This is a genomic window from Bradyrhizobium sp. USDA 4502 (assembly GCF_054063355.1).
In genome coordinates this window covers 2,352,562-2,378,537 of the sequence record NZ_JBSSGF010000001.1, presented here as the reverse complement: position 1 = coordinate 2,378,537, position 25,976 = coordinate 2,352,562, and the positions used below count along the sequence as shown (strand labels likewise).

Annotated in this window: 24 protein-coding genes and 1 pseudogene; 17 read left to right on the top strand and 8 right to left on the bottom strand. The window is 61.0% G+C overall.

Annotated elements, in window-relative coordinates; translation table 11 throughout:
- Positions 1 to 217 precede the first annotated feature (217 nt).
- Both ACVW1B_RS10610 and ACVW1B_RS10605 read right to left on the bottom strand, forming a co-directional pair.
- Positions 218 to 853 (bottom strand): response regulator transcription factor, encoded by a 636-nt coding sequence (locus ACVW1B_RS10610; protein WP_456780782.1) that lies wholly within the window; start codon positions 851 to 853, stop codon positions 218 to 220.
- Between the two features lie 266 nt (positions 854 to 1,119).
- Positions 1,120 to 1,314 (bottom strand): hypothetical protein, encoded by a 195-nt coding sequence (locus ACVW1B_RS10605; RefSeq protein ID WP_456780783.1) that lies wholly within the window; start codon positions 1,312 to 1,314, stop codon positions 1,120 to 1,122.
- Positions 1,315 to 1,892: 578 nt separating this feature from the next.
- On the opposite strand from ACVW1B_RS10605, the gene ACVW1B_RS10600 reads away from it, so the two are divergent.
- Positions 1,893 to 2,294, top strand: coding sequence for a response regulator transcription factor (locus ACVW1B_RS10600; RefSeq protein WP_456792123.1), 402 nt, complete (start codon positions 1,893 to 1,895; stop codon positions 2,292 to 2,294).
- On the opposite strand, the gene ACVW1B_RS10595 is transcribed toward ACVW1B_RS10600, so the two are convergent.
- Positions 2,260 to 8,688 carry an AAA family ATPase gene (locus tag ACVW1B_RS10595; RefSeq protein WP_456821593.1) on the bottom strand — a complete coding sequence of 2,143 codons (6,429 nt, stop codon included), beginning with the start codon at positions 8,686 to 8,688 and terminating at the stop codon, positions 2,260 to 2,262. The two genes, ACVW1B_RS10600 and ACVW1B_RS10595, sit on opposite strands and share 35 nt — an antisense overlap.
- 253 nt (positions 8,689 to 8,941) lie before the next feature.
- On the opposite strand from ACVW1B_RS10595, the gene ACVW1B_RS10590 reads away from it, so the two are divergent.
- The 8 genes from ACVW1B_RS10590 (at position 8,942) to ACVW1B_RS10555 (ending at position 14,537) form a co-directional block, all read left to right on the top strand.
- A complete protein-coding gene (locus ACVW1B_RS10590; RefSeq protein WP_456780785.1) occupies positions 8,942 to 9,826 on the top strand; it encodes a LysR family transcriptional regulator in 885 nt (294 codons plus the stop codon).
- A gap of 232 nt (positions 9,827 to 10,058) precedes the next feature.
- Entirely contained in the window at positions 10,059 to 10,340 is a 282-nt protein-coding gene (locus ACVW1B_RS10585) for a DUF427 domain-containing protein (protein ID WP_456780786.1), read from the top strand.
- A gap of 347 nt (positions 10,341 to 10,687) precedes the next feature.
- Complete coding sequence (locus ACVW1B_RS10580) at positions 10,688 to 11,074, top strand: DUF1003 domain-containing protein (protein ID WP_456780787.1); 387 nt, start codon at positions 10,688 to 10,690, stop codon at positions 11,072 to 11,074.
- Between the two features lie 139 nt (positions 11,075 to 11,213).
- Positions 11,214 to 11,627 carry a cupin domain-containing protein gene (locus tag ACVW1B_RS10575; RefSeq protein WP_456780788.1) on the top strand — a complete coding sequence of 138 codons (414 nt, stop codon included), beginning with the start codon at positions 11,214 to 11,216 and terminating at the stop codon, positions 11,625 to 11,627.
- Positions 11,628 to 11,738: 111 nt separating this feature from the next.
- Positions 11,739 to 12,344, top strand: coding sequence for a sulfite oxidase-like oxidoreductase (locus ACVW1B_RS10570; protein ID WP_456821592.1), 606 nt, complete (start codon positions 11,739 to 11,741; stop codon positions 12,342 to 12,344).
- Positions 12,337 to 13,083 carry a ferredoxin reductase gene (locus tag ACVW1B_RS10565; RefSeq protein ID WP_456780790.1) on the top strand — a complete coding sequence of 249 codons (747 nt, stop codon included), beginning with the start codon at positions 12,337 to 12,339 and terminating at the stop codon, positions 13,081 to 13,083. Before ACVW1B_RS10570 ends, ACVW1B_RS10565 begins: the two co-directional genes overlap by 8 nt.
- A gap of 250 nt (positions 13,084 to 13,333) precedes the next feature.
- Positions 13,334 to 14,020: an antibiotic biosynthesis monooxygenase family protein gene (locus ACVW1B_RS10560; RefSeq protein WP_456780791.1), complete on the top strand. Its 687-nt coding sequence runs from the start codon at positions 13,334 to 13,336 to the stop codon at positions 14,018 to 14,020.
- Positions 14,021 to 14,039: 19 nt separating this feature from the next.
- Complete coding sequence (locus ACVW1B_RS10555) at positions 14,040 to 14,537, top strand: OsmC family protein (RefSeq protein ID WP_456780792.1); 498 nt, start codon at positions 14,040 to 14,042, stop codon at positions 14,535 to 14,537.
- Here ACVW1B_RS10555 and ACVW1B_RS10550 read toward each other — a convergent pair.
- The 3 genes and pseudogenes from ACVW1B_RS10550 to ACVW1B_RS10540 form a co-directional block, all read right to left on the bottom strand.
- Positions 14,534 to 14,886 (bottom strand): annotated as a pseudogene (locus ACVW1B_RS10550) (DUF488 domain-containing protein). The gene ACVW1B_RS10555 and the pseudogene ACVW1B_RS10550 overlap by 4 nt on opposite strands.
- 43 nt (positions 14,887 to 14,929) lie before the next feature.
- Positions 14,930 to 15,475 (bottom strand): carboxymuconolactone decarboxylase family protein, encoded by a 546-nt coding sequence (locus ACVW1B_RS10545; RefSeq protein ID WP_456780793.1) that lies wholly within the window; start codon positions 15,473 to 15,475, stop codon positions 14,930 to 14,932.
- Between the two features lie 200 nt (positions 15,476 to 15,675).
- A complete protein-coding gene (locus ACVW1B_RS10540) occupies positions 15,676 to 16,680 on the bottom strand; it encodes a helix-turn-helix domain-containing protein (protein ID WP_456780794.1) in 1,005 nt (334 codons plus the stop codon).
- A 479-nt stretch (positions 16,681 to 17,159) separates the two neighbouring features.
- Here ACVW1B_RS10540 and ACVW1B_RS10535 point away from each other — a divergent pair, with 479 nt between their 5' ends.
- Positions 17,160 to 18,218 carry a LysR family transcriptional regulator gene (locus ACVW1B_RS10535; protein ID WP_456780795.1) on the top strand — a complete coding sequence of 353 codons (1,059 nt, stop codon included), beginning with the start codon at positions 17,160 to 17,162 and terminating at the stop codon, positions 18,216 to 18,218.
- A gap of 81 nt (positions 18,219 to 18,299) precedes the next feature.
- Here ACVW1B_RS10535 and ACVW1B_RS10530 read toward each other — a convergent pair whose 3' ends face one another.
- Positions 18,300 to 18,986 carry a redoxin domain-containing protein gene (locus ACVW1B_RS10530; protein WP_456780796.1) on the bottom strand — a complete coding sequence of 229 codons (687 nt, stop codon included), beginning with the start codon at positions 18,984 to 18,986 and terminating at the stop codon, positions 18,300 to 18,302.
- A 298-nt stretch (positions 18,987 to 19,284) separates the two neighbouring features.
- Here ACVW1B_RS10530 and msrB point away from each other — a divergent pair, with 298 nt between their 5' ends.
- From msrB to ACVW1B_RS10510, 4 genes are all read left to right on the top strand, one after another.
- Positions 19,285 to 19,737: a peptide-methionine (R)-S-oxide reductase MsrB gene (gene msrB / locus ACVW1B_RS10525; RefSeq protein WP_456780797.1), complete on the top strand. Its 453-nt coding sequence runs from the start codon at positions 19,285 to 19,287 to the stop codon at positions 19,735 to 19,737.
- Between the two features lie 2 nt (positions 19,738 to 19,739).
- On the top strand, positions 19,740 to 20,252 hold the full coding sequence (msrA, locus tag ACVW1B_RS10520; RefSeq protein ID WP_456780798.1) for a peptide-methionine (S)-S-oxide reductase MsrA: 513 nt from the start codon (positions 19,740 to 19,742) through the stop codon (positions 20,250 to 20,252).
- A gap of 309 nt (positions 20,253 to 20,561) precedes the next feature.
- Positions 20,562 to 20,816: a DUF2171 domain-containing protein gene (locus tag ACVW1B_RS10515; RefSeq protein WP_456780799.1), complete on the top strand. Its 255-nt coding sequence runs from the start codon at positions 20,562 to 20,564 to the stop codon at positions 20,814 to 20,816.
- A gap of 123 nt (positions 20,817 to 20,939) precedes the next feature.
- Positions 20,940 to 21,968, top strand: coding sequence for a transaldolase (locus ACVW1B_RS10510; protein WP_456781921.1), 1,029 nt, complete (start codon positions 20,940 to 20,942; stop codon positions 21,966 to 21,968).
- 256 nt (positions 21,969 to 22,224) lie between these two features.
- Here ACVW1B_RS10510 and ACVW1B_RS10505 read toward each other — a convergent pair whose 3' ends face one another.
- Complete coding sequence (locus ACVW1B_RS10505; RefSeq protein WP_456821591.1) at positions 22,225 to 23,499, bottom strand: helix-turn-helix domain-containing protein; 1,275 nt, start codon at positions 23,497 to 23,499, stop codon at positions 22,225 to 22,227.
- 730 nt (positions 23,500 to 24,229) lie between these two features.
- Here ACVW1B_RS10505 and ACVW1B_RS10500 point away from each other — a divergent pair.
- The 3 genes from ACVW1B_RS10500 (at position 24,230) to ACVW1B_RS10490 (ending at position 25,969) form a co-directional block, all read left to right on the top strand.
- The gene (locus ACVW1B_RS10500) at positions 24,230 to 24,550 is read left to right on the top strand and encodes a hypothetical protein (protein ID WP_456780801.1); all 321 of its coding nucleotides are present in this window, start codon (positions 24,230 to 24,232) and stop codon (positions 24,548 to 24,550) included.
- The gene (locus ACVW1B_RS10495) at positions 24,528 to 24,824 is read left to right on the top strand and encodes a GNAT family N-acetyltransferase (protein WP_456780802.1); all 297 of its coding nucleotides are present in this window, start codon (positions 24,528 to 24,530) and stop codon (positions 24,822 to 24,824) included. The genes ACVW1B_RS10500 and ACVW1B_RS10495 overlap by 23 nt, the downstream gene beginning before the upstream one ends.
- Positions 24,825 to 25,174: 350 nt before the next feature.
- Complete coding sequence (locus tag ACVW1B_RS10490; protein WP_456780803.1) at positions 25,175 to 25,969, top strand: gluconate 2-dehydrogenase subunit 3 family protein; 795 nt, start codon at positions 25,175 to 25,177, stop codon at positions 25,967 to 25,969.
- The last annotated feature ends 7 nt before the right edge of the window (positions 25,970 to 25,976 follow it).

Sequence of the window (25,976 nt, the reverse complement as noted above, 5' to 3'; positions counted from 1 at the left end):
AACCTAGATTTACAAGCCGGGAGGCGGCTTCGATCGGGCGGCAGATTGCAAGTGCAATGGCGGGATCACAGCGGAACCGGACCCGCGAGCCGGCAGTTGCAAGATAAGGTCGGCGGCTTGGCGCCCGCCGGCCCTTTCTCTTGGTTTGCTTTGCAGATTGCGCGAAGGCTCAACTCGTCCGGCCGCGCGAATAGCACATCGAGCAAGAACGCACACCTTAAGCGCTTTGCGGCGTGTTAGGCACCAGCTTGAGCTTGTCAGCCATCCGACCAAGTTCTGGAAGCGAACCGGCCTGCATCTTCTGCATCGCCCTGCTGCGATGCACCTTCACCGTGGCTTCGGCGATGCCGATATCGTGGGCAATCTGTTTGCTCAGGCGACCGCGCGCCACCTGAATTACGATCTCGCGCTCCCGCGGGCTTAGGGAGGCGAAACGCTGCCGTAGGGAGACCAAATCCTTGTCATTCTCCCGCCGCGCTCGATCGCGGGCCAAGCCAAGCTGAATGGCATCGAGAAGATCCTGATCGCGGTACGGCTTGGTCAGGAACTCGATCGCACCCCGCTTCATTGCCTGCACAGACATCGGTATGTCGCCGTGGCCCGTGACGAAGATGATCGGGATCTCCCTGTTCGCCGCAGCCAGCTCGCGCTGGAAATCGAGGCCGCTTTGGCCGGGCAATCTGACGTCGAGCACCAGGCAGGTAGGGCAATCCGGTGGATCGGATTTGAGGAAGTCGGAAATGGAGGCAAATAGCTGAACGTTGATGCCGAGCGATCGCAGCAGGCGCCCAACCGACGCGCGGAGATCCGGATCGTCGTCGATGACCAACACGGTGGAGGTTGCGTCAGACATCGCTGCCACTCGGAAGAGATCGCGAAAATCAGCCTGCATCTTGCTTTTGCAGGTCCGACAACACCGCGCATTTCTAGTCCCAATCCCGGAACCTGAACAGCCCCTTTTTTCTGAAGGATGCGCGCCGGGAACACCAACGCTTGCGAGCACTGACACAACTCGTTTCCTCCGGACCCTCGGGTCGACTTTCGTCTGAAGTTCGATCTCTGGTCGGACCGATAGCTGCTGAGGGAAGCTGCCCATCGGCACTTGTATGCCTCGCGTATTCAGCGCTCGGCGGATCGAGCCGACGCCTTGGCTGCATCGTCGAACGTAGCCCTCTCGGCTCGCCGCTCGTAGTCGTCGGCAAGAGCCTTAAGCTGAGCCGCAATGGCTTGGTCCGTCATGCTTTTGGCAGTGCGAAGCAAAGTCTGCGCTGTCTTCAAATATTCCTTGCCTCGCTGTGAGATCTGAAGCGTCACGACGCTCTCGCACGGTTTTTGGGCGACTGGTCGAAAGCGAATGGGAACCAGCCCATCCAATTGTGGTCACCTTGGCGGCGCGCCTTGAAGCCATCGACGCACTTCCTGGAGCAAAGCGGCGTTCGCCACGAATAATGGCGGACGAGACCAAACTTGCCCCCACAGACCGCGCATCGCATGGCCTTGTCAGACCCGTGGCTTTTCAAGTGGTAAGGCATTGTTTTCTCCTCTTGGCCTGTGCGCATTTCGGATGCACTAAAACTAAGAGGATTGTCACCAACGGCTCAATTGAGCGCAGGTTGAGCTCGGACATCCAAGGGGGGCGGGACGGTGATACGAAGGCTTAGGGCGCTCGGGCGAGTCCTAGAGTTCGCCCGCTACGATCCCGCGACTGCTTTCGTCCGGCGAAAGCCTCGATTTGCAAGTCATGCCGGATAGGCTTCGCAATCATCGTCCAGATAAACCAAAGTTTACGGGGCACAGGCGGCACACTGGTGGCATTCTCTCAGATATCAAGCAATGTGAGTGTTACTATAATTGGATAGTTATCTGCCCGCAGACGCGTCCAGCGAACGGCCATGGGCGGTATGATGAAGAAGGTACTAGTTTCGGTCGTCGAAGATGATCGGTTCCTTCGTGAGTCCATGTACAGGCTCATGAGATCGCTGGGTTATACGGTCGAAATTTTCGCGTCTGCGGCGGATTTTCTCGCCTCCCCGCGGCTTACCGAAACAGCTTGCCTGATCGCCGACATCCATATGCCTGCTATGACCGGGCTCGAACTCCACCGGCATCTTGTCGACACGGGCAACGCGATACCGACAATCCTCGTGACGGCCTTTCCCAATGATGCTGATCGGGCTTGCGCCCTGAACGATGGGGTCTTGTGTTACCTGCGTAAGCCGGTGGATGAGGACCATCTCACACGATGTGTTTGCGCGGCTCTCAGGTCGGCAGGCTCGCCTGAGAAGGGGTCGTGAGCTCCCGTTCCGCCCTCGGCAGTGTGAACTGGAACACGGCGCCGCGGGGTTCGTTCGCCTCCGCCCATAGCTTGCCGCCATGAGCGCGGATGATAGACCGGCAGATCGACAGCCCCATGCCGGTTCCATTGGACTTCGTGGTGTAGAAGGCGTCAAAGACCCGGTCGAGATGTTCCGGATCAATGCCCGGCCCAGAATCGCGCACGGCCACGACGGCGCCTGCTTGGCCTTCCTCTGCGCTGATCAACAACTCTCTCGCCCCCTCCTCCATCGAACCCATTGCTTCAGCCGCATTCAGAATCAGATTCAGCAAGACCTGTTGCAGCTGAACGCGATCCCCCAGAACCGAAACTAGCCCCTCTGCAAGCCGGGCCTGGACCGAAACGCCATTCCTGAGGGTCACGCTTCGAGCCAATACGATCACTTCGTTGATTGCCACGTTGAGGTCAAAGCACTCTTTTCGCGGCGGCGCTTTCTTGATTTGCTCTCGGATGCGATCGATGATTTCTCCTGCCCGATCAGCATCTCCGACGACACAGGAAAGTGCTTCCCTTACCTCACCTAGGTCCGGCGACTGCATCTTCAGAAAATTCTGGGCCGCCCGCGCGTTGTTACGTGCGCTGGCGATCGGTTGCGCGATTTCGTGCGACAGCGAGGCTGCTAACTCTCCCATCGTGCTCACGCGGTTCATGTGGGCGAGATTCGCCTCGCTTTCCCGCAATGATTCCTCAGCTTGTTTGCGCTTTGTCACATCTACAGCGGTACCGACAAACTGGATGAGCTCGCCGTCTTCGTTGAGAACCGGATGACCTGAGGCACTGATGTGCCTAACTGTTCCGTCTGGCAGCACAACCCTGTACTCGGCATAGGTGTCAGTTTTTTTGCGAAGCGACTCCTCAAATCTCTCCTTTACCCACTCGCGGTCCTCGGGGTGGATCTGCAGTCGAAAATTTTCTCGAGAAGGTAGGCTCGACCGTGGATCCAGGCCGTAAATGTGGAACATTTCCTCGGAACAATACAGCACCTGTTCCGTGCGGGGATCCCAAGCCCAACTGCCTGTATGCGTCAGCTTCTGCGCTTCGGCCAAATAATCCTTACTTCGCATCAGAGCTTCCTCGGCGCGCTTGCGTTCAATGAACTGACCGATCTGGCTGCCGATGGTGGCCACCATGTCGAGCAGCTCTTGATCGGGTTGCTTGATCTCGCGGCTGAAAAACTCGATCACGCCCAAGACTTCGCTCCCGAGCAGGATAGGAAAGCCGATGGCCGCGTGTAGTCCTTCGCGTTCGGCGATGGGTCCGCGCGGCAAATTTTTATCAGGAACGACATCCGGAATGTATACGGGCTTAAGGCTGGACCACACCCGGCCCGGTAGTCCCACCCCCGGATTGAAGGTGAACTGCCAATCGGCTCTTTCAAATTCGGGGATTTCTATCGACGCTTTATGCCAAAGCTCGACACAGCGCAGCGCCTCGGCCTCCCGGTCCACACGCCAGAGCGCGCCTACGTCCCATCCCAGACACTCGCCCATGGCCCGCAGTATTCTCGGAGTGACCTCCTCGATCGTGGCCGCTTCCGCCAAGACCTGCGCGACGGTGTGCTGCACGCGGAGGCGGTCCTCCGCACGCTTGCGCTCTGTCAAATCGAGCACGAATGCTAGGCCCTCGTCGCCTCCTTCTCTGAACAGAGCGACGCCAATAAGCACAGGAACGCGGCTGCCGTCTTTCCGAATATACTCCTTCTCGAAGGGCTGAACTATCCCGGTTGAGTTCAGTTCCGCCCGAGTCAACATGTCGCGCTCGCGCCATTCCGGCGGCGACAGCTCGGTCCAGCGCACGCGGCCCGAAACCAGGTCTTCACGGTCATATCCCACGATACGGAGAAACGCGTCATTGGCCTCGAGAATTCGACCTTCGCGGTCGGCAATGATGATCCCAATGATGTTCGCGTCGACCAAACGCCGAATCTTCCCTTCGCGGTCTGCGACGTCGCGATAAAGCCGCGAATTTTCGAGTGAGATCGCCGCCTGCGACGCAAGCACCGTCAACAGGGCGACGCGGTCGGGCGTAAAGGCCATGGGCGTCAGATTGTTCTCCAGGTAGAGGATGCCCGTAAGCCTTCCCTGGTTGATTAACGGAAAACAGAGAATAGAACGGAGATGATTCTCAACGATGTAGTGATCGTCAGAATATGGATTGCGAGATGACGCGTCGTCGAGAATAACGCTTTCCCGGGTGCGCAGAACATAGTGGATCACCGACTCCGGCAGCACTGTCGCAGCCACCTCCTCGTCGCGCAGATGCACGGTCACCGAATCGCCGTCCGTCGTGGCTTCGGCGGCGATCCGTTGCTCAGCTCCGCGTGAAAGAAGCAACAAGCCTCGTTCGGCGCCAGCCTGTTCGAGCGCCGTGCGCATAAGCATTTCGAGCAGCTTCTCCAGCACGATCTCGGCCGAGACGGCCTGCGACACCTTGATCACCGTTGCGAGGTCGAGTTGCTCGACACACGCTGCGATCGTGTTTGTCGAAGCAGGTGCGGGCTCTTCCATCCTGAGGCGCGGATACATCGCATCCAGTTGGCGCACCTTGCCGTCCGCGCCCCAGCGCAGATAGCAGTCGCGGGCGTTTCGCAGATACAGGTGCGCGATTTGCTCGAAGCCGCACGCGGTGTAAAAGCGCGCCGCCAACTCATTGGCGAGCGCCTCGTTGTGGACAAAGCCGTTTGCCCGTGACGAAAGGATGGCTTGTTCGTAAAAGTTCATGGCATCGAACGCGCGGCCATCAATCCTGGCAATCTCCGCATCAACCAACGCAGCGCGGTTCTCGAAGTTTTCCGGACAGGCTGCGGCCCAGCTGGCGAGCTGACGGTGATGAGGGGCCAAGGCCTCCAGAGACGGCGTCCGCTGGCTGGCGGGCATCGAATCGCAAAACGCCGCGTACGACAAGGCGCCGTAGAAGTGATAGTCGGCCGCCTCCATGATCGTGAGGGACATGCTCAGAAGCGGCTGCGCCTTCGATGCAGCATCAACCGCCGTCGCATAGTCACCAGCCAAAAAGCGGGCCTGCAACTTGCAGATCCAATACAAGCATTGGGCGGCCGTCACGTCCGAAGTGTTCGCGAAATCGCGTTCGATTCGCTGCTCATCAAACTGCCCGCCATCCAAGGAGCCGAATCTTGCCGTTGCGCCGCGCAGCATTCGCACGATAGCGAGTGCCACACCGACGATTTCAAGGTTTGTGCCAAGCTGTATGTGGCCCAAGTGTACCCTTTCAGCTTCACGTTCGATGTCGGCAAGCGCATCACCGACCGCAAGAAGATTCAGGACCCTCAGCCCGGAGCAGATCCCTGCATACACGAGGTCGCCGGTTTTCTGCGCCGCATCAAATGCGCGGCCGATGAGTTCACAGCATGTTCTGATATCCCTTGTCCAAGGCATGACCATATTTCCGAAGTTCAGATATACACCCGCCTGGAAACGCCATAGTCCACGCTGCTCGACGAGCTCACAAGCGAGTTGCCCGACGCGGTACGCGCCCTCGTAATCGCCGAACCGCAGCCCGGCGATCATTCCAAGCCGACCATAGGCGACGGCAGACGCGTCGCTGTTGCCACGATCCAAGGTAAGACGCAGCATTTGGCAGACGACGAGCGTGTAGAGGTTGAGGTCGGTGTATTGCGCCGGCGAAGAGAGCCGGTTCAGGACATCTAGCTCGGCGAGGGATGCCGGGTCGGTCATCAAGGGAAGGGCGATCAGCTCCTCGGTCGCGCGCTGGCCGAGCTCCGACCAGACACGCTGATACGCTTGGCGCGCCTCCTCATCCGTCGGATGCGGCGACCAGCTGATGCCGAGGTACCTTAGGTACTCGAGACCGACGGCGACCGAGCGGCTGGGCTGATTGAGCGTGAGGTAAAGGTCGATTCCGAGGCGTGCCACACCCGCCCGATCAGCCATATCCGTGACGCGAGCAGATAATGCTGCCAAGTGGTTTTCTGCGTCCGAGAGCGCGCCAGTCAAGAGCTCGCATTCGGCGCGATGGAGGTCGAGTGCGAAGATGAGCTCCCGCCGGTGCTCCCAGCACCCCTCCGCCAATAGGCCTCGACCGGTGATAAAGTAACTGAGCGCCGAAACGTAGGCAGCCGATGCTTTGGCGCGCCGGCCTGCTGCCAAGTTCCATTCCGCGGCCTGCTCGCGTTCATCGACCGATGTGATCAAACCAAGACCTCGGTTGAGCTGATTAACAATTTCAAAGGTCGCTTCGTCTCGCTTCTCCGGAGATGTCCGTGCCGCGAGCAGTCTCCCTATCCGGAGGTGCGCCTCGCCGCGCAGCTGCTCCGGGATCAGCCCATAGGCGGCCTCCTGAACGCGATCGTGGACGAACCGATAAGCGCCTGCCACACGCTCGACCAACTCCTGATGGAGGGCCGGCCATAGACTCGTATCGAGTTGCTCCTCCGAAATCCCGAGTACCATCGAAAGGACTGTGCTCTCGGCAATGTTTCCAAGACAAGCCAGCTGCTGCAATGCATTCTGCGCCTCGGTCGGCAGGCGGGTTAGCTTCCCGACCATAAGATCAGCGACATTATCGGTGTAGCCCTTGGCTTCAATGCGGTCGATATCCCAGGACCAGCGCGCGCCATCATGATCGAATTTGAGTAGTCCTTCCTCGACGAGCGAAGACAGGAACTGAACGGCGAAAAACGGATTTCCGCCGGTCTTCAGTTGTACCAGCTTCGCAAGCGGCTTTGCGCGCTCTAACTCGCAGCGAAGTGCGTCCGCAACCAACTGCCCAAGGTGCTCTTGGGCGAGCGGCGACAGCTTGATCTCCGCGACCTTTCCGCCAGCGGTCTTGATGGCGTCGAGTTTTCTCGTTAGCGGATGGGCCGCAGTGACTTCGTTGTCGCGATAGGCACCGATAAGCATGAGGTGCTCCGAATCTGGCCGCAACAGGTCCTCCAGCAGATCAAGCGTCGCCGCGTCGACCCACTGCAGGTCGTCGAGGAAGAGCGCCAGTGGCCGGTTCGAGCGGGCAAGTGCGCCAATGAAGCGCCGAAATACGAGTCGAAAACGGCTTTGTGCCTGCTGTGGCGGCAACTCAGGAACCGGTGGCTGGTCTCCGATGACTAGCTTGAGTTCGGGTATGAGGTCGATCATGAGTCGCCCGTTCGATCCAAGCGCCTCTAAAAGCACGTGCCGCCAGCTTGCCAACTCGGTGTCGCCCTTGCTGAGGAGAGACCGGACGAGACTTTGAAAAGCCTGCACCAGTGTCGCGTAAGGAATATCGCGCTTGTACTGGTCGAATTTGCCAGACGCGAACAGGCTGCGCTGCGGCACGAGCGCCATGTGTAGTTCATCGACGACTGAGGACTTGCCGATGCCGGAATATCCTGAGACCAGCACCAACTCCGGCATACCGGTCTTGATGATGCGATCGAAGCACGAAAGCAACGTCGCGATCTCACGATCTCGTCCGTACAGCTTTTCGGGGATCAGCAGCTCATTCGGCGTGTCCTGCAGGCCCAGCGGGAAGTCATCGATGCGGCGGCGCGCTTCCCATTCCGCCAGGCAGCGTCGCAGATCGCGCTCGATACCGCCGGCGGTCTGGTAACGATCCTCGGGTGTCTTGGCGAGCAGTTTCATGATGATCGCCGAGACGGGCGCCGGGACAATCTCCAACCGCTCCCTTGGCGGCATCGGCTTTCTGGCAATATGGCAGTGCACCCACTCCATGGGATCGGCCGCCGTTAAGGGCAGAACGCCCGTGAGCATCTGGTACAGCGTGACGCCGAGGGCGTACAGATCGCTGCGGGCGTCGATCGAGCGGTTCATCCGCCCGGTTTGTTCGGGTGCCATGTAGGCGAGCGTACCGGCGATGGTTTCGGGCGGCTCAGGCGCCTGCCGCTCGCGGGACAGGCGCGATGCGATGCCAAATCCGGTGAGCCGTACGTGTCCATCGGCGCAGTGCACCACAATGTTAGCTGGCTTGATGTCCTTGTGGATGAGGCCGCGCTGGTGGAGCTTGCCTATAGCCGTTGCAGCACCGATCGCGAGGGCCAAGAAGCCTCCCACATCCATCGGTGACCCGAGCAGCCTAGCGAGCGGCTCGCCGCCCGGATCCTCGAGCACCAGCAGCATGGTGCGGCCGCTGCCGCGCTCCACCTTGAGCGGTCGCACAGCCCAGGCTGCGTCCAGCTCATCCTTCAAGCTCAATTCGTGAGCGAGGCGATCGAGTCTTGAGCGGGACGGTTGGTCGATGGCACGGGCATCAAGCAGCACGGCAAGCCGGTTGCCATTGTCGTCCAGTCGCCAGCCACGGCTCAACACGCGCTCGCCGTCCTCCCACAACACCTGAGAGCTACCGTCCGAGTACGCGACGTTCAGCGACTGCTGCACCATCTGTCAGACTCCGACGTCGGGCTTCGGCTTGAAGTCGGCTGATCAAGCTCTTCGTGCGCCACACGCGCGGCCTCCCGTCCCTTAGTCTTGCCGGATGCGCGGACGGAGATCTTCCTTCTCTTTAGCAGCAATTTGGAGCGATTTGCCGGGCTTTACTCGCTACGGCGGCGCACACGAGTCAATAAGCGCCCTGCCCGCTGGTTCCAAGGGAACTCGGAGCGCAACCGCGACCCGGAAGGAAAGAGAACAACCCATGGAGCTTCATCAAGTTCGCTACTTCCTCGCCGTCGCGTCCACACTCAATTTCACCCGCGCAGCCGAGCAGTGCAATGTCACGCAGCCCGCCCTGACCAAGGGGGTGCAGAAGCTCGAGCAGGAACTAGGCGGCCAGCTGATCTACCGCGAGCGCCAGTTGACGCAGCTCACGGACCTTGGGAAGGAAGTCCTTCCGATGCTGGAGCGCACATTGGCCTCGGAAGAGGCGGTGCGTCGCAGAGCCCAGGAGTTCCAACGCAAGGAGGTCGCGCCACTGAAGATCGGCCTCGCCCCCTCCATCTCGGCGTCGCTCGTCCTCGATCCGATCGCGGAAATCGCAAAGTTAGTCCCTGGGCTTCACGTCGAGCTGCGTGAGGGCGCAGCGGAGAAGCTCGTCGACCTCTTGCTTGAGGGGGACATCAACGCCGCAATGGTCGGGGACGTGCAGGACATGCCTGCCCGCATCGATGACTGGTTACTGTTCGAGGAGCGCTACGTCGTGGTTCTCGCGCCGACACACCGGCTCGCAAACCGTCCCTCGATCGGCATCGACGACCTCCGCGAGACCGTCTTGCTGGAACGCGCCGGATGCGACGTCGCCCCGAAGATCCAACGGTCGTATTTCCCCGAGGAACCGCTCCGGCTCGGCTATTGCAGCGGTCACGACTTGCACCTGCAGCACATGGCCGCGGCTGGCTTCGGCGTGATACTCGCACCCGAGCACATGCCACACCTTCCGACGCTCAAGACCATTCCGCTCGAAGGCGCCCCGGTTTCGCGGGAGGTGCGGCTGCTGGCTGTGCAGGGGCGCCGCTACTCGCCCGCGCTGGACGCTTTCGTCAAGGTCGCGCGGCTTCGCGACTGGTCGGTCGATGTCCCCTAGAAGGGCATGCTGCATGCAACGCTTTCGGAGGTGGCGAGCGCGCCCGCATAACCACGACGCGCACGCCGGCGGACAACCGCTTCAGCCACCGGCCGGGGCACTTGCGTCACACTGGAGTGGCCCGGCGAAGCGTAGCGCTATGCAATCCATTCCCGATCGTTATTTCGCGGAGGCCGCGGCGTGCGATAGCGTCGGAGCCATCGCGACAACGTAGCAGGACGAGGAACAGGAAATGACAACGGCGACTTGGAACGGCGCGATGATCGCGGAGTCGGATAAGACGGTCGTCGTCGAGGGAAACCACTACTTCCCGCCCGGGAGCATCCGCAAGGAATTCCTACAGCGGAGTTCGAGGACGAGCCGCTGTCCGTGGAAGGGTACGGCGAGGTACTACTCGTTGGTGGTGGACGGAAAGACCAACGAGGACGCCGCGTGGTACTACCCGGAGCCGTCGACGGCGGCCGCGAACATCAAGGACTACGTGGCTTTCTGGAACGGGGTTGACGTCAGGTAGTGCGCGATGGCGACCGCCAGGCTCGACGCGTGGCAGCAGCTGAGCGAGAACGAGCTTGCCGGCGCCTGGTACCAGGGGCGCCATCGCGGAGACCGCCGCCACGGCAGAACGAGGCGATCAGAACGCGGCAGGGCACTGGCCGCGTCGACCCCGCAATCGAGCGGACCGGGTCCTCGTAGCGTGGAAAATAAGGCGGAAGACCAGGGCAGCATGGAACAGGCCGAGCACGACCTGCTCGCCGACCTACGGCGAGCACGCCGCTCGCTTCGGCTTCAGGACCTGGATGAGCCCGCGGCGGTTGCGCGCCTGACACTGGGCAGAGGATAGCGGACGCGGTCGCCACCGTCATGGGATCGTGGAGCTTCATCATCGTCCCGAGTGCGATCCTTTTCGCCTGGGTAACCGGCAACCTGGTCGGCGCGACGAGGGGCTGGGACCCCTACCCGTTCATTCTTCTCAATCTCGTGCTTTCGTTCCAGTCGGCCTACGCCGCGCCGATCATCATGATGAGTCAGAACCGGCAGCAGGACATTGATCGCAAGGCTGCGGAGAACGACTACCGGATCAATGTGAGGGCAGAGCACGAGATAGAGTTGCCGCACGAGAAGATCGACCAACTGCGTGAGCGCGAAGTCCTGAAGCTAACGGAGGCCGTCAGGACGCTAACCGCGCTGCTGGAGCGGTCGGCGTTGGGTGCACGCGAGCCCGATGCGGAAGGCGGACGGCCGTCATAACGCGCGGCTATCGACTTCATGGCGTGACGTCATTTCCCATTCGCCGCACGGAATACCATGTTTCACGGTACGTTGTGAGCGGCGACCCTTCGCCGCCACTGCGAAGTCGAATAAGGGTCCAACAATCAGGAGTCTACAAATGTCAGTCCAGCAGCCGGTCCTCACGCCGCCACACGGCGGCGAGACAGTGACCTCGAGCGGAGGCTCGAGCATCGAGATGAAAGTGGAGAGCAGCCAGTCCGGAGGCGAATATGGCGCTGTCATGTGGACGGTGCGGGCCGGAGAGGAGCCGCCGCTGCACACCCACTCGCGCGAGGACGAGCTGCTCTACGTGGTGCAGGGCAAGCTCATCGCGCGGGTCGGCGATGCCCGTGTCGAGGTGGGACCGGGCGCCTACGCAGCTCTTCCCCGCGGTGTGCCGCATACGATCGAGGTGGTCGGCGACCAGGCGACCCTGTTGCTCAGCTTCGTGCCGGGTGGGCTGGAGCGTTTCTTGGTCCCACGGAAAGGCGAGCAGCCCGATCCGGCCGCTTTCGGCCTGACGTTCCCCTAGGGGCGGCGACCGCGGCGCGCGGCGTTCGTGACCGCGCGCGCGGGTCCGGGCGCCGACCGCTCGCGACCGCCGGATGATTGATGTCACGCGCCGGCACGGAGGAAATCCACCATGGTCACTCGCGGTTTCACAGGCCGCCAATCCGGATCCGAACCATCGGACCAGATTCCCCCGGGGCAGCACCTCGTCGACAATTTCCCGGTGCTTACGGCCGGCCCCACGCCGCAGATCGAGCCCGCGGACTGGACTTTCACGCTAAAGGTCGGCCCTCGTCCGGCCAAAGCGTGGAGCTGGTCGGAGTTCAACGCGCTCCCTCGAACCAGGATGACGCGAGACATCCACTGTGTGACCTCGTGGTCGAAGCTCAACACCGCCTGGGAGGGCGTGGCCGTCGACGACATCCTCGCCGACGCTGGCCTTACCGCACCCACTCCTTTTGCGCTCGCACATTGCTACGACGGATACTCCACCAACGTGCCACTCGCGGACCTCACGACGGGGAAGGCTATGGTCGCGCTCAAATACGAAGGCCAGCCGCTGCCGCGCGACCACGGGGGACCGGCGCGCCTGCTCGTGCCACATCTCTACTTCTGGAAGTCGGCGAAGTGGGTGAACGGGCTTCAGTTCACGGAGCGTGACGAGGCCGGCTTCTGGGAGTTGCGAGGGTACCACATGTACGGCGATCCGTGGCATGAGCAGCGATACACGAATGACTGAAGCGATTGCCGCAACCGCGCAATGGCAGAGCTGCGCGATTGTCAAGATTGCGACGAGGACGCCGGCTATCAAAAGCTTCTTTCTCCGCCTCTCCGAAACGTTCGACCATACGGCCGGACAGCATGTTGACGTGCGGCTGACCGCGCCCAACGGCTACACTGCCATGCGCAGCTACTCGATCGCCTCGGCCCCGAGCGATTCCGAGGTGATCGAGCTGGCGATCGAGCGCCTCCCGGACGGCGAGGTCTCCCCGTTCTTCCACGACGTCGCCCAAGTAGGCGACATGATCGAGCTTCGCGGGCCGCTCGGCGGACACTTTCTCTGGCCGGGGCCTTCCAACAAGCCAGTGCTCTTGATCGGCGCCGGCTCCGGCGTCGTGCCGCTCATGGCCATGATCCGGTATCGGAAGGCCAGCGGCGAGCCGGTGCCTGTCGCGCTGTCGCTCTCCTCCAGGACCTGGGGTGACGTGCTGTTCAGGGACGAACTCCTCGAGCTCGAGAGCTCGCTTCCCGATTTCGCGCTCGCCTTGGCGCTGACACGCGAGCCTGCGACGCGCCGCACCGACTTCAGCAGGCGGATCGACGCCAGAATGGTCGCTGACGTCGCGGCACGGCTGCCTATGTCTCCCGGCTGCGCCTTCGTGTGCGGGTCGAACGCCTTCGTCGACATCGCGGCGGACGCCGCCCTCGCCTTGGGACTGGAAGCGAGGGCGATCAAGACCGAACGCTACGGCGCTTGAGAGACGACTCCTCTCGCTTTGCGAGAGGATAGTTTTCGCAAAGGCCAGATTATCCGCGCGGCCTGTGGCGATCACGGTCGCGCCGAATGCAAGAAGACGCAACAGCGAACGAAACGGGAGCCGCGTGGATGCTGGCCAAAACGATCGATGATGACAGCTTGAAGGTCTTCTGCCGTGAAGAGCGCGCCTAGCTTGGGCAATTCGACATCGAAATCGACTGCGTCGCACACTCTAAGAGCGGGATACGAACATGTTTTCAGTGATTTTTGAAGTCCTCCCCAATAAAGTGAACTGCAATGACTACCTCGACAACGCCAAGATGCTGCGCCCCGATCTGGAGCAGGTCGAGGGCTTCGTCGACAACGTCCGCTACAAGAGCCTGACCCGCGAGGGCTGGATCCTTTCGGTTTCGAACTGGCGGGACGAAAAGTCGCTCGTCCGCTGGCGCACCCGCATGCGCCATCACGAGGTTCAGCAGAAGGGCCGCGACGAAATCCTCGCTGACTACCACCTGCGAGTCGGCCAGATCACTGCTGACAATCAAGTGCCTCCGGGGTACGCCCTCACGGAGCAGAGGCTCGACGAGACCGAAGTCGGAGACGGAACGACGGTCACGCTGATCAACGCGACTCGCCCCGCGGAGTGGAAGCAGACCAACAACCCTTACGATTGCGCCGAGTGGCTCGGCTTGAATCCGTGGGCCGCCGACAGCACGTCCTGGGACGTCTTCGACGCCATACTTACGCCCGGCGAGCTGATTCTCCTCGTGTCCTGGAAGGACGCCGATGCAGCGCAGGCCTACGAGGACGCTTCCGGGCCGAATGATAAGGCAAGGGTCCGTAGAGTGCGGATCGTGCGCGACTACGGGAAATACGACCGTCGCGAGGCGCCTCAGTACTACGCAGACGCCAAAGGCGGCGAGACCCTCCACGCCTGACACCGCTCCGGAAAGCACGATGACGAATTCGAACGACGATAGAGCCCCTCGCCCACAGGCTGAGGTGGCCGGGGACCTTGACGGTCCTGGCACCCTTAACGGCCGTGCCGGCGCATCGGTGTTTTCGATCGGCGGCCCCGACGGCAGGGGCGGCACGGCGGCGGCAGCTAACCCCTACGAGTTGTTAAGCGCTTCGCTCGCCGCGTGCACAGCGATGACGATACGGCTGCAGGCGCGAAGGCGGAGAATCCCGTTATCCCACGTCGAGGTAGCCGTGTCGTACCACCATGGCGGGGATGGCGGCCGCGATTCCTTCGAGCGCTCCATCAGGCTCGAAGGAAACCTTGGCAACGAGGCGCGCGCGCAACTGATGCAGGCTGCGAACATGTGTCCCGTCGGGCGGACGCTCGGCCTTAGCGCCGACATCCGCACGAACGATAACGTCGACGTCGCGCCAGCGGCAAGCTATGACGACGACTTGAGCGAGCTTTCGATCCCGTACATCGACCCCGACTAGTGTGCCGCGAGATAGTCCGCGAGCGCCACGGCGTTGTTGCGCTCGGTATCGTGCGCGCCGAAGAGCAGCGTGACTTCGCCCGTCGATACAAGATCCGTCAGGTGCGCGACTGCGGCGTGATTGGCGCGGAGTTCCTCGAAGTATCGCCTGTGAAACTCGCGTCGGGTCATGGCCAAACCAGGTCCTGAGGCTTGCGCTCGGGGCGATGTCCTTCCACCCGTCAACGCTGGCATGCTCCTTCGTGAGCCCGCGCGGCCAGATGCGGTCGACGAGCGCCCCTCATGCCGTCCGAGGCCTCGGGCGGCTGGTAGACGCGCTTGACACCAGGCCGCGGGCATCGTCGAGACATCGGATTCACCAGCCCTCCCCTCTCCAAAGGAAGGTGCCTCGCGTTAGCCTGCCTTCGCGGGACTGACCTTGGGAAAATCGATCGGGGTCTGCACCGCATTGTTCATGAAGTTGGTCAACAGGAACTGGGCAGTCAGCGCAATCATCTCGACGATGTTGGCGTCTGTCCACCCAGCATCCCTGACCGCCGCAAACTGGGCGTCGGAAACTTTGCCGCGCGTCTCGATGAGCGCCTTCGCGAAGGCGACCGCAGCCTGGCGCTTGGGATCGCTCGAGCGGCCCTCCCTGTTCAGCCCGATTTCGTCCGCCGGGATTTTGGCCAGGTTGCCCGCGATGAAGCTGTGCGCGGCCAGGCAGTAGTCGCACCCGTCCGCCTCCGACACCGCCAGCGAGATCCCGTCTCTCGTCTTGACGTCCAGGGTCTTCGTGAGCGATCCCATCAGGGTAGCCCAGCCGGAGAGCGCGTTAGGGCTGATCGACATGAGGCGGTGCAGGTTGGGCACGAAGCCCAGCATCTTGTCAACGTTGTCGAGGATCGGCTTGGACTCCGCGGGGGCGTCCTCACGTTTCGGAATGGCAATACGCGGCATTTGATCCTCCTACCGTAGACCGCGAACGATTATTCGGTTCGTGACGATGCGGGCCGTCACTGACGCCCGACCGTCTCAGCCAGTGTTCGCCACTGGAGTGCCTCGAAAGCTAGCGCGCGTCACGCCGCGGCGGGCATGTTTCTTGATCATGCAATCGATAACAGCAGGTCATCGACTGAGCACCGACCGGCGCACCAATGTCACGTGTCCCGGCCTTCGTCCTCAGCTGCGCCTGCCCCGCCGCGCTGACCATGCGCGGAGCGCCCCTTACCCTCGGATTCTGCCGGGACGTATCCATGCACTTGGCGAAAAGCACGGAGAAAGCTGCTGCAGCTCCTATAACCGACCGCCCGCGCGATCTGCTCAACTGAAAATGTCTTCGCGGCGAGCATATCGGCTGCGCGCTTCATCCGCATTTGCCGGAGCGCGACCATCGGTGAACTTCCGATTGCGCGCACAAACCGCGCCATGAATGCGGATCGGCTCAAGCCAGCTTTCTGCGCCAAGGCCATGACGGAGTGATCGGCCGATGGCCGCGCCACCATATCGGCGAACGCATGGGCGATTTGACGGTCACTCAGGATAGAAAAGCGCTCGAGCCAAACGCTGGTCGAATTCAAACTCCGACGGATGAGCGTGACGAGCACCTGCTTCAGGATGGCGGTAGTCATCGCCCGCATTCCAACCTGCCGGCCGCTAATTTCTGCCAACGCAGCCTGCAACTTTGACCCCAGTTCGTCGTCGGGTTCGAAGCGCTCGACAATCGGCGTGGAAAGGTCAGCAAAGAGGTCGATCGACGAGCCGTAGGTGGCGCGAAAGTACCCGCAGATCAGCATCACCGCCGGGTCGACGTTCCCGGCGACAAATCGCTGGATACCCTCGCCGAAGCGGGAATCCCATTGAGCTTCGACCACATTCACTGTTTTGGCCGCTGTGCGGTCATCAACCTCGATGTGAAACGGCTTCTTGGGCGGTGTGATGACAAGGGTGTGAGGTACCAGAGGAAATGCGGAGAAACCACTCACGATCATTCGTCCGGTCCCGGAAAGATTGTAGTGGATAGCCGGCGCGTCCGCGCTCTCGAATGACAGGCGCCAACCTGGACTGACCAAACACTCGATAAGACCAATGACTTCGACATCGAAAGTTGCCATCAGTACATCGAGATCGGATCGAGGCAATGCAAGATTTGGACGATCGGACATTTGTTTCGGACTCTCGGGGTGAGCTGATGTCCTATTCTTGGGACAGGACAATTGCAAATCTTGGTACTGCTTTATGGCTAACACGGTGCGTGCCTGCGCCCTGACAGCCTGGGTGGAAGCCTGGAACCTCCTTGACGAACGTGGGCTTGCCGCGCCCCTCATTCCGACGTTTCAGAACTGAGACCTTAGGAGATCCTAATGAACAAAAAGCACTTGATGAAAAAGACGACCGAGCCGATCCCGACGCAAACCCTGACATATGACTGGTCTCGCCTATGATGTTGCACGCAACCGCTGCGTTAATAGGAAACAGCGTCGGTGAGAACACTTTGCGCAAGACGCGGATCGACAATTCCGAGCCGGCGCACAATATCGGTTTCCGCGGAAACTCCGCGACAAACCGCTTTGCCAATCGGCTCTGCCTGCTACGGCAACGAACTGGAACGGTCCGAACGAGGGCAAGTCTTTCGAGTATGAGTATGCAGCTCCAGTTTTATCAGGTGCGATATTTCTTAGCTCTAGCAAGGACACTCAATTTTACGCGGGCTGCGGAGCAATGCAATGTGACGCAGCCGGCGCTGACAAAGGCAGTACAAAAGTTAGAGCAAGAACTCGGTGGCGCGTTGATTCACCGTGAGCGTCACCTCACCCAGCTCACCGAGCTGGGCAAGATGGTTTTGCCCACACTGGAGAAGATATTTGCCGCCGCCGAGGCGGTACGGCTTCAGGCGCGAGGCTATCAAAAGAAGACAATCGCCCCGCTCAAGATCGGGTTGGTGCCGTCAGTCTCCGCCGCACTCGTTACGGAATTGCTCCTGGAAGTCGCCAGGATTATCCCTGACCTGCGAGTCGATCTGCGCGAGGCGGATGCCAACGGGCTCATTGCGATGCTTTTGGATGGCGAGATCAATGCCGCACTCGTCGGTGACGCCGTGGAGCTACCTGAGCGTATCGATCGCTGGCGGCTGTTCGAGGAGCGGTACGTGCTCGTCCTGTCTCTGAGACATCCGATGGCGAGGCAAACCGTTATCCGGCTCAAAGACTTGCATGAGGTGGAATTTCTCGAGAGGGTCGGATGCGACGTCGCCGGCCGATTCAAACAGGCTTGTTTTGCCGACCAGCCAGGCCCTAAGGTTGTGCACAGGAGCGATCAGGAAAGCCATCTTCAGGAAATGGCGTCCGCCGGTTTTGGGGCCATCCTGGCGCCAGAGCACGCTCCAAGGCTGCCGTCGCTCGCCGCTATGCCAATTGAGGGCGACCCCGTCCGGCGCGAGGTGCAGCTTCTGGCCGTGGCGGGGAGGCAGTATTCGCCCGCGCTTGACGCCTTTATCAAGGTCGCTCGTGTTCGTAACTGGACGACTGCACTGGACAAACTCCGCTGCGCGTCTGCCCCTACCTCAAGCAATGTCAATGTTCGCAAGGTTGACGCACAAGGTGCAGGCTCCTTGTTCCAGATCACAGGTCCCGGTCCCGCCTCCTCACGCCCGAGCTTGTCGCGGGCATCAACCGTCGTTGCTAAAGTGGCACGAAGTCGTTGATGGTCGAGGGACAAGCCCACGACGCAGTTGCAGTTACCCACGCGTAGCCTCTTGAATTGACTCGTCTCGTTTCCGGTTAGCCTAAGGGCGAGGCTTAGGCCCATCCAATTCGGACAGGGCAGCAAGCACGGTTTCGGTCGTCGCTCCCGTGATGGAGTCCGGCCCGACACACGCTCGACGGATGATCCCTCGTTGGTCGAGGACATATGTGGCCGGCATTGGCAACATCCAAAAGGAGAAGCCATGGGGAGCGGAGAGATCAAGGCCGCGCTGCAAGAGACGGCTCTTTATCTCGGCTGGCACCACGGACACCAGGCCGAACGAAAGGCTCACCCCAAGATCTAGGTCTGAGAGGATTTCCAGATCCAGCCGGTGATCGCATTTGAGATTGCGTGGCAAGTCTCCAGTCTCGGGCGTTATGGCAATTGCTCTGGCGCCGGCAGCGCGGATTCTGGGGGTGGCCCCGTGAAGAACCCGTAGTCCAGCTGCGCACAATGGGGACCAAGTCCCGTAAACGAAGGTGACGATCAACGGTGCAGTTTGTCGCAATTCCAAAGATAAAACGAGCTTTCCATTTGCCTCGGGGAGAAGGAAATCGGGCGCAGATTCGTTCACCTTCAGGGCGCCGTCAGGAACCCCCGCCTCTCTCAGCCATGATGAAATCAGCCGGTCGGTTCGGATATCCAGCGTGCGAAAACCGCTCAAGGTCTCCGCGGCGGGGTCGATCGTCTTACTAACCGGGCGCCCCTTCGAAACTTCGTCGTCCATTCTGGTTCTCCCCCAACGGGGGCCCCTCGCAGTACCTGTCCGCGTATGTTTCTTGCATGGTGACCGTGCGTTCCGGGAAACTAAAATTCAACTTTGGAATGGAAGTCGTTGACGAATTATCTTTAGGAATAGTCGGGCGAGCGTCTCAGACCCGTCGCCTGGGCCGATAAATCGGTCCCGGCAGATTGAAACACCTCCTGGTGTCGATCCGCATGGCATCGTTTCTATAGCCGGAGGTGATTGGACGGTCGACCACCCGGTGCGTATCCTCAATGCTGAACAACGAGGAGTACGGCGAATGGCGATCTATAGGAAAAACCTCGAAGCCGTCTCGAAGTTGACTCCCGAGCAGTACCGCGTCACGCAGACCGCCGGGACCGAGCGCCCCTTCGCCAACGAATACTGGGACAACAAGGAGCCTGGCCTCTACGTCGACGTAGTTTCCGGCGAGCCGCTCTTCGCATCCTTCGACAAGTTCGACAGCGGGACGGGATGGCCGAGTTTCACGCGGCCCCTGGAGGCTGCAAACGTCGTCGAGAACGTTGACAGCTCGCACGGCATGGCCCGGACGGAGGTTCGCTCCAAGCACGGCGACAGCCACCTTGGCCACGTTTTCCCAGATGGGCCGCGCGACAAGGGCGGGTTGAGGTACTGCATGAACTCGGCCTCCTTGAGATTCATCCACCGCGACCAATTGGAGCGCGAGGGTTACGGCGCGTATGCAAAGCTCTTCGCAAAGCAGGAGGCCTGACGATGGCAGCGACTACAGAACGCGCAATCCTGGCAGGGGGTTGCTTTTGGGGAATGCAGCAACTGATGCGACGCCTGCCCGGTGTCGTCTCAACGCGGGTCGGGTACTCGGGCGGCAACGTCAAGAACGCCACGTACAGCAACCACGGCACGCACGCAGAAGCGATCGAGATCACGTTCGACCCGAGTCAGACGAGCTTCCGCGACCTGCTGGAGTTCTTCTTCCAGATCCACGACCCGACGACGCCCAACCGGCAGGGAAACGACCGAGGCGCGAGCTACAGGTCGGCGATTTTCTACACGAGCGAGGAACAACGCCGCGTCGCCGAGGACACCATCGCCGACGTGGACGCCTCAGGGCTGTGGCCGGACAAGGTGGTGACGGAGGTTTCGCCCGCTGGCGATTTCTGGGAGGCCGAGCCCGAGCACCAGGACTACCTGGAACGCTACCCGAATGGCTACACCTGCCACTTCGTCCGCCCGCAGTGGAAGCTTCCGCGCAGAAGCGCCGCCTGAGTGCGGCGCGGGGACGTGTGGACGGCGCCGGACACAGCTTACTTCGCTTCGTGAAACGAGGGTTGCGACGCACCCTCGCCAATACCCGCACTTCCGCGCGGTCGAGGGAGCGGTCGGCGAGTGCAACGGCAACATTCATGTCCGGCCAGTTCGTGCTCCCGGACGGTTCGTGCGTGACACCGCCGGGCCACGTCCGCGCGAGCTACCAGAATTTTTCGCCGGCGCACACGCGTTGGCAATTCGCGGGTCTCTGGCTGGCGGAGCACGCTTCGCTTCGCCACAGTTGGCGAAATCACAAGGAGAGATGAGATGACCACGAACAAGATCGTCCAGAACATGGAAGTGATCGGCGCGGACGGTGTTCACGTCGGCACTGTCGACGGTGTCGCCAACGGTCGCATCAGGCTCGCCAAGGGCGACAGCGGCGAGGGCCAGCACAAGGGCCACGCGCATTTCATCGACCTCGGGCTGATCGCCGACGTCGAGGGGAAAAGGGTTCGCCTCTCGGCAAACGCGGCGGTAGCGGTCACGTTCGAAGAGGAGCAATCGGGAAAGCCCGTTTGACGAAAGAAAACCCGACGACCCTGGCCACGCGCGAGGCATAAAAAGCCGCGAACCGACGACAGGAAACCGGTTTCGCGGGCATGGTGCATGCACGACTTGAGCCGACATCGAGAGGAAAAGGCCTTGGTGTCTAAGCTGGATCAACTACGCGCAATGACAACGGTGGTCGCCGACACGGGCGATCTCGGTGCGGTGGCGCGTCTCAAGCCGGTAGACTGCACGACGAATCCAACGATCGTCCTGAAAGCTATCGACAATCCCGAGTACAGGGATGTTGTCGAAGAAGCGCTGACATGGGGACGAAAACTGAGCGGCGACGCTGCACGCGTCGCCGCCGCGACTGCCGACCGACTCGCAGTCTCCGTCGGCGTCGAGCTCTTGCAACTCGTGCCAGGCTTTGTGTCCGCAGAGGTGGACGCCAACCTGTCGTTCAATATCGGAGCATTGGTCGCGAGGGCGCGCCAGATTATCGACGCCTACAAGCAGCGCGGCGTCGGACCCGACCGCCTGCTCATCAAGCTCGCATCGACGTGGGAAGGAATACGCGCTGCAGAGATCCTCCAAAGGGAGGGCCTGAAGTGCAACATGACGTTGCTGTTGAACCGGGCGCAGGCGATTGCCAGCGCCGAAGCTGGCAGCTTCCTGATCTCGCCGTTCGTGGGCCGCATCTATGACTGGCACAAGAAGTCTGGTGGAGAGGACTTCGACCCCGCCGAGGATCCAGGGGTCCGGTCCGTGCGGGACATTTACGGATACTACAAGTCGAACGGCATCGAGACGATCGTCATGGGGGCGTCATTTCGCAACACCGGCCAGATCGAGGCGCTGGCCGGATGCGATCGGCTGGCGATCGCGCCAGCCCTCATAGACGCGCTTGCGTCCGAGGGGGGCGAGCTCAAGCGGGTCTTGGCGCCGACCGCCGTGGAGCCACGCTCCCTTCGCACGGCGGAAGACGGGATCTGCCACTGGTTCGTGAGCGAAGACGCCGTCGACATTAAGCACCTGGACCCCGCGGGTCCGATGGACGAAACAACCTTCCGGTGGATCATGAACGAGGACGCGATGGCGACCGAGAAGCTGTCCGAGGGCATTCGCGTGCTCGCGAACGACCTGAAGACGCTCCGCCGCAGGACTGCAGAACGCCTCCTGTGAGCCGCGACGTCGCCACGGCCGACAGCGAACGCAGAGCCGTGATCATCGTGATGCACCACCTGAACAACTTGAGGTCTCAAAGATCCCATGGCTGCTCGAGGAGCTCGGGCTGCAGGTCCGTCCAGCGTATCTCGCGGAGTGAAGGCCGGCGTCAGGCCGAATCGGATTCCTCGATCGCATCTTCGCTCGGCGTGGTGGGCCATACGGCAGACCTGCTCCTCAGCGAAATCTTCGGCGATGCAAACGTTCTTTGCTTCTAGCGTTGCGACCACCGAAACTCTCGAGGGGTCTCACCGAGCAAATGACGGAAATGACGTGCTAGATGACCCTGGTCGAAAAAGCCAACAGCGAACGCAATTTCTGCTAACGGAAGATCCGTCCGAACCAACATCTCCTGGGCGCGCTCAACGCGCTTTTGCGTGAGGTAGACATGCGGCGTCACCCCGGCGGATTGCTTAAACTGTCGTGCAAAATGATGCACTGATAGTCCGGCAACTCCAGCCAGCATCGAGAGATCGATAGTTTCGCCCAAATGCACTTCCACGTACTCCCGCACCCGACGCATTGCGCCCGGCGACAATCCGCCCCATGCTTGCGGTGCTGGCGGCAGGGTCGAAACATCAATCGAGCCCAGGCGCGGCCGCGTGTGCAGGTCATGGCTCGTTGGATTGTTTGAGGCAGTCACAGGGCGATCGGGTGGAGTGACCAGCGCGGGCCGACTATCATTGCTGCCGGCGATCGGTAACCGCACAGAGAAATCGGTCCGGTCCCGGTGCCGGAAAATGTCGACGTTTCGCTCGAAGATCGACCACAAGCTGGTACCTGCCCGGAGTCCACGATCATCGAGCATAAGGGACGTGCGCGCGAACCGGTTTGCGCCCATGATACGTTGGTTGCCGTCAATCGCCAGCAACATGCCTTGAGCGCCTCTCTCCGGCGGCGCTATGGCGACGATCCACTCTCGACGGAAGTGCTCACGAAAAAATCGCTCTTCTATCGCGCATGCCGATCGCAGTGTGAGCGCACCAGTGAGCGCGTGCGCTCGTTCCGAGAGTTCAGGATCGACGGCAGAGACGTCCAACACTGCCATCAATCGCCCATCAACCCCGAAGATCGGCGCACCAGAGCAGCTCAGATTAATGTGTCTGGACCTAAAATGCTGGCTTCTGTGGACCGTGACAGGCCGCTCTTCTATGATGCAGGTGCCGATGCCGTTTGTACCCTCCAACTCCTCGGACCACACTCCCCCAAGCCAAGTTCCCCAATATTTGAACTCGCTTGCCCGCATATCTTCACCGCGATGGGCGACTACGATTCCCGCGCTATCACAGAACAAGATGGCATAACCAGCTTCACGAACCACCCTATATAATTCATCTATCTCCTCTTGGGCACTAAAGGTGAGCTTATCCAGCGGTTCGCGAAAATGCTTCAATTCAGCCGGCGTAAGGATGCGCGGCGCCGTGCTATCGACTGGATCAAGTCCGTATTTTTTTACTGATCTTTGCCAGGAGCTTGATACTGCTTCCACCCCCGGCGGAGGCGCCGCCCCCTGTGCAACCGAACAAACGTGTTCGACGTGCCCAGCGAAAGTGTCGAGCGAGCTTGCAGACCGTTCCAGGAGTCCCATCACCGCACCTGGTTCACGATGGACAGGCTTACAGCAATGGCGCGCCGTCCATCTTCTGCCCGTGGCAAAACGCGCTATCGCGGCACGCGGCGCCGCAGGTCCTCAAGACACCACGGACACCTAAAATATCATCCTCGAAGCTGCATCAAGGTATACCGCGCGGAGTACCCTCGCAATCTCCGCAGGGGCAGCTGACGGTACTGCTTTCGGCTATGGAACAGCGAGCCTGACGGCGCGCCGTAGGCCAGAGTTCCAAGTAAAAAAGCAAGGGCCTCCGGTCCGGATCAAATCCCTCCAAGAATGGCTAGATCATTTGTTGGATGGTCAGCCATCGGACCAGACCTTCGCGGTCTTGTGTTCCGCTCCGAACATCCAAAGGAGAACGCTATGATCGACACTGGACATGTGGGCGCCGCGGCAGACAATATTGCTGAAGCGACGCAGCGCATCGCGACGATAGTCGCTAACGCTCGGGCCGCTCGGCACCTTCTGGATTATCGGCCGCCGGACCTAGACGAGATACGACAAGCGCTCGATTGCATCGTGAGGGACGCTTATCGAGCCAGTGACGTGATCTACCGGGTCCGCGGGCTGCGGCCCCTTCAAGGAGGCACCACCGAGGAAGGAGCGCGTGGAGATCAATGGAGCGATCCGCGACGTGCTCAAACAGACGCGTGACGAGGTAACGAAAAACGGCGTATCAGTGCTGACCCACTTCGCAGCGCGCTCGCCGACTGTCCAAGAAGATCAGGTGCAACTACAGCAAGTAATCCTCAATTTGACTATCAACGCCGTGGAAGCAATGAGCGGCATGCGCGAAGAACCGCGCATCCGTCGCCGTCCGTCCAGACACACGGCTCGCCCCGCTTGCTGCGGCGGTATCCTGGACAATCCGGCAATGAACCGGCTTGAAATGCCCTTCGGCGACGGTGCGCTCGCAGTCGCCTACTAAAAGCCGCCTCGCCCTGCTCCACACGGAGGTGCCGCAAGAGCTGTCCGGCCAAGGGTACGGATCGCGGCTGGCACAAGGCTTTTTCGAAGCGTTGCGATGCGATGGAAAAAGGGTGATCGCGAGGTGCCCCTTAATGTCTTCCTACGCCGCCCGACACCTTGAGTATGGCGCGCTCCTCGATGCTGATCGAAGACGGACGGGACGCACGCGCGCACAACGCTTCTGGATGAGGATACCTCCGCCTATCGAATGCATGACCAAAGGTAATTTCTAATTTCGTCGGCTGCGTCCGATCTTTGGGTCTGCTGGGCCGGCCGAGCACACGCGGTCGCCTCCACTAATCGAAAGCATTGCGGCGAGTCACCGTGCCACGCGTGGGCGGTAAAGGAGCCTCCATGAAGTAACCGACGACTGTTGGCCTGGCTGTTGCCGTCTCGCTGCTCGCCACCACTTTGGCGGCGCTCGCGTAGATCAGCGCAGCGGCTCCGACCGGCCCGACCGCGAACGCGCGTCAGGCAGACTGAGCTCCGCATGAGGCGACCCAGCTTCCGCCGCACAGAGGGACGCCTCGCACATGGATGATCACGCGATTACGCCGCGACAAAAAAGTGGACTGCAACTCCGATGACCAATGACCAAAGCGACAAAACCCTCCATCCGAATCGTCGAGGCTTTCTCGGCGTTGCCGCCGCCACGGGCGCCGCTTCGCTGGCTCCGGGTGTCCTGATAGGAACCGTCGTGACAACCGCGGCGCGCGCGGAAGCACCCGAACCGGCCTCCTCCCAATCCGTCGATGCTTCCGCGAGTACTATCGCTGCCAAGTTGCCGTCGCCAGTGCCCGGCTATCTGTCTTTCGGCCCGGACGAAGCCGTCTTCGTCGAAGTGATGGTCAACGTGATGTGTCCCGCGGATGCGCTGACACCCGGCGGCGTCGATTGCGGGCTTGCGGCCTACGTCGACCGACAACTGGCAGGCGGTTTCGGTAAGGGCGCACGCCTTTATATGCGCGGCCCCTGGCGAGAGGGTAAGCCAGAACTGGGTTATCAATTGCCGCTCACACCTGAGCAGTTTTTCAAGGCGGGACTCGCTGCCGCGGATGCGGCCTGCCGGAAACGCAATGGAAAGGCCTTTAGTGAATTAGATGAGATTGGTGCCGACCGATTTCTCCATGAAATTGCCGACGGCAAGGTGACGGACGAGCGCGTCCAGCTCGCCTCGTGGTTCAACGAACTCGTCTATCCGCTATTTGAGCAAGCTTGTTTCGCCGATCCCGTTTACGGCGGCAATGTCGGCAAGGTGTTTTGGAAGGCGATCGGCTATCCAGGTCTCCCCGCGGTTCATTCCCAGGACATGGTCGATTTCCGTGGCAAGCCCTTCCCGGATGCCGCCAATCCGAAATCCATCGCCGACTTCGCGTAAGGGTAGA

Bases quoted from the DNA above. Each gene is read 5' to 3' on its own strand.
- ACVW1B_RS10590 (WP_456780785.1), top strand. From the start codon at position 8,942: ATGGAGCTTCATCAAGTTCGCTACTTCCTCGCCGTCGCGTCCACACTC.
- ACVW1B_RS10530 (WP_456780796.1), bottom strand. From the start codon at position 18,986: ATGGACGACGAAGTTTCGAAGGGGCGCCCGGTTAGTAAGACGATCGAC.
- ACVW1B_RS10545 (WP_456780793.1), bottom strand. From the start codon at position 15,475: ATGCCGCGTATTGCCATTCCGAAACGTGAGGACGCCCCCGCGGAGTCC.
- ACVW1B_RS10585 (WP_456780786.1), top strand. From the start codon at position 10,059: ATGACAACGGCGACTTGGAACGGCGCGATGATCGCGGAGTCGGATAAG.
- ACVW1B_RS10555 (WP_456780792.1), top strand. From the start codon at position 14,040: ATGACGAATTCGAACGACGATAGAGCCCCTCGCCCACAGGCTGAGGTG.
- ACVW1B_RS10560 (WP_456780791.1), top strand. From the start codon at position 13,334: ATGTTTTCAGTGATTTTTGAAGTCCTCCCCAATAAAGTGAACTGCAAT.
- ACVW1B_RS10570 (WP_456821592.1), top strand. From the start codon at position 11,739: ATGGTCACTCGCGGTTTCACAGGCCGCCAATCCGGATCCGAACCATCG.
- ACVW1B_RS10535 (WP_456780795.1), top strand. From the start codon at position 17,160: ATGCAGCTCCAGTTTTATCAGGTGCGATATTTCTTAGCTCTAGCAAGG.
- ACVW1B_RS10490 (WP_456780803.1), top strand. From the start codon at position 25,175: ATGACCAATGACCAAAGCGACAAAACCCTCCATCCGAATCGTCGAGGC.
- ACVW1B_RS10540 (WP_456780794.1), bottom strand. From the start codon at position 16,680: ATGTCCGATCGTCCAAATCTTGCATTGCCTCGATCCGATCTCGATGTA.
- ACVW1B_RS10600 (WP_456792123.1), top strand. From the start codon at position 1,893: ATGGGCGGTATGATGAAGAAGGTACTAGTTTCGGTCGTCGAAGATGAT.
- ACVW1B_RS10595 (WP_456821593.1), bottom strand. From the start codon at position 8,688: ATGGTGCAGCAGTCGCTGAACGTCGCGTACTCGGACGGTAGCTCTCAG.
- ACVW1B_RS10580 (WP_456780787.1), top strand. From the start codon at position 10,688: ATGGGATCGTGGAGCTTCATCATCGTCCCGAGTGCGATCCTTTTCGCC.
- msrA (WP_456780798.1), top strand. From the start codon at position 19,740: ATGGCAGCGACTACAGAACGCGCAATCCTGGCAGGGGGTTGCTTTTGG.
- ACVW1B_RS10575 (WP_456780788.1), top strand. From the start codon at position 11,214: ATGTCAGTCCAGCAGCCGGTCCTCACGCCGCCACACGGCGGCGAGACA.
- ACVW1B_RS10515 (WP_456780799.1), top strand. From the start codon at position 20,562: ATGACCACGAACAAGATCGTCCAGAACATGGAAGTGATCGGCGCGGAC.
- ACVW1B_RS10610 (WP_456780782.1), bottom strand. From the start codon at position 853: ATGTCTGACGCAACCTCCACCGTGTTGGTCATCGACGACGATCCGGAT.
- ACVW1B_RS10565 (WP_456780790.1), top strand. From the start codon at position 12,337: ATGACTGAAGCGATTGCCGCAACCGCGCAATGGCAGAGCTGCGCGATT.
- msrB (WP_456780797.1), top strand. From the start codon at position 19,285: ATGGCGATCTATAGGAAAAACCTCGAAGCCGTCTCGAAGTTGACTCCC.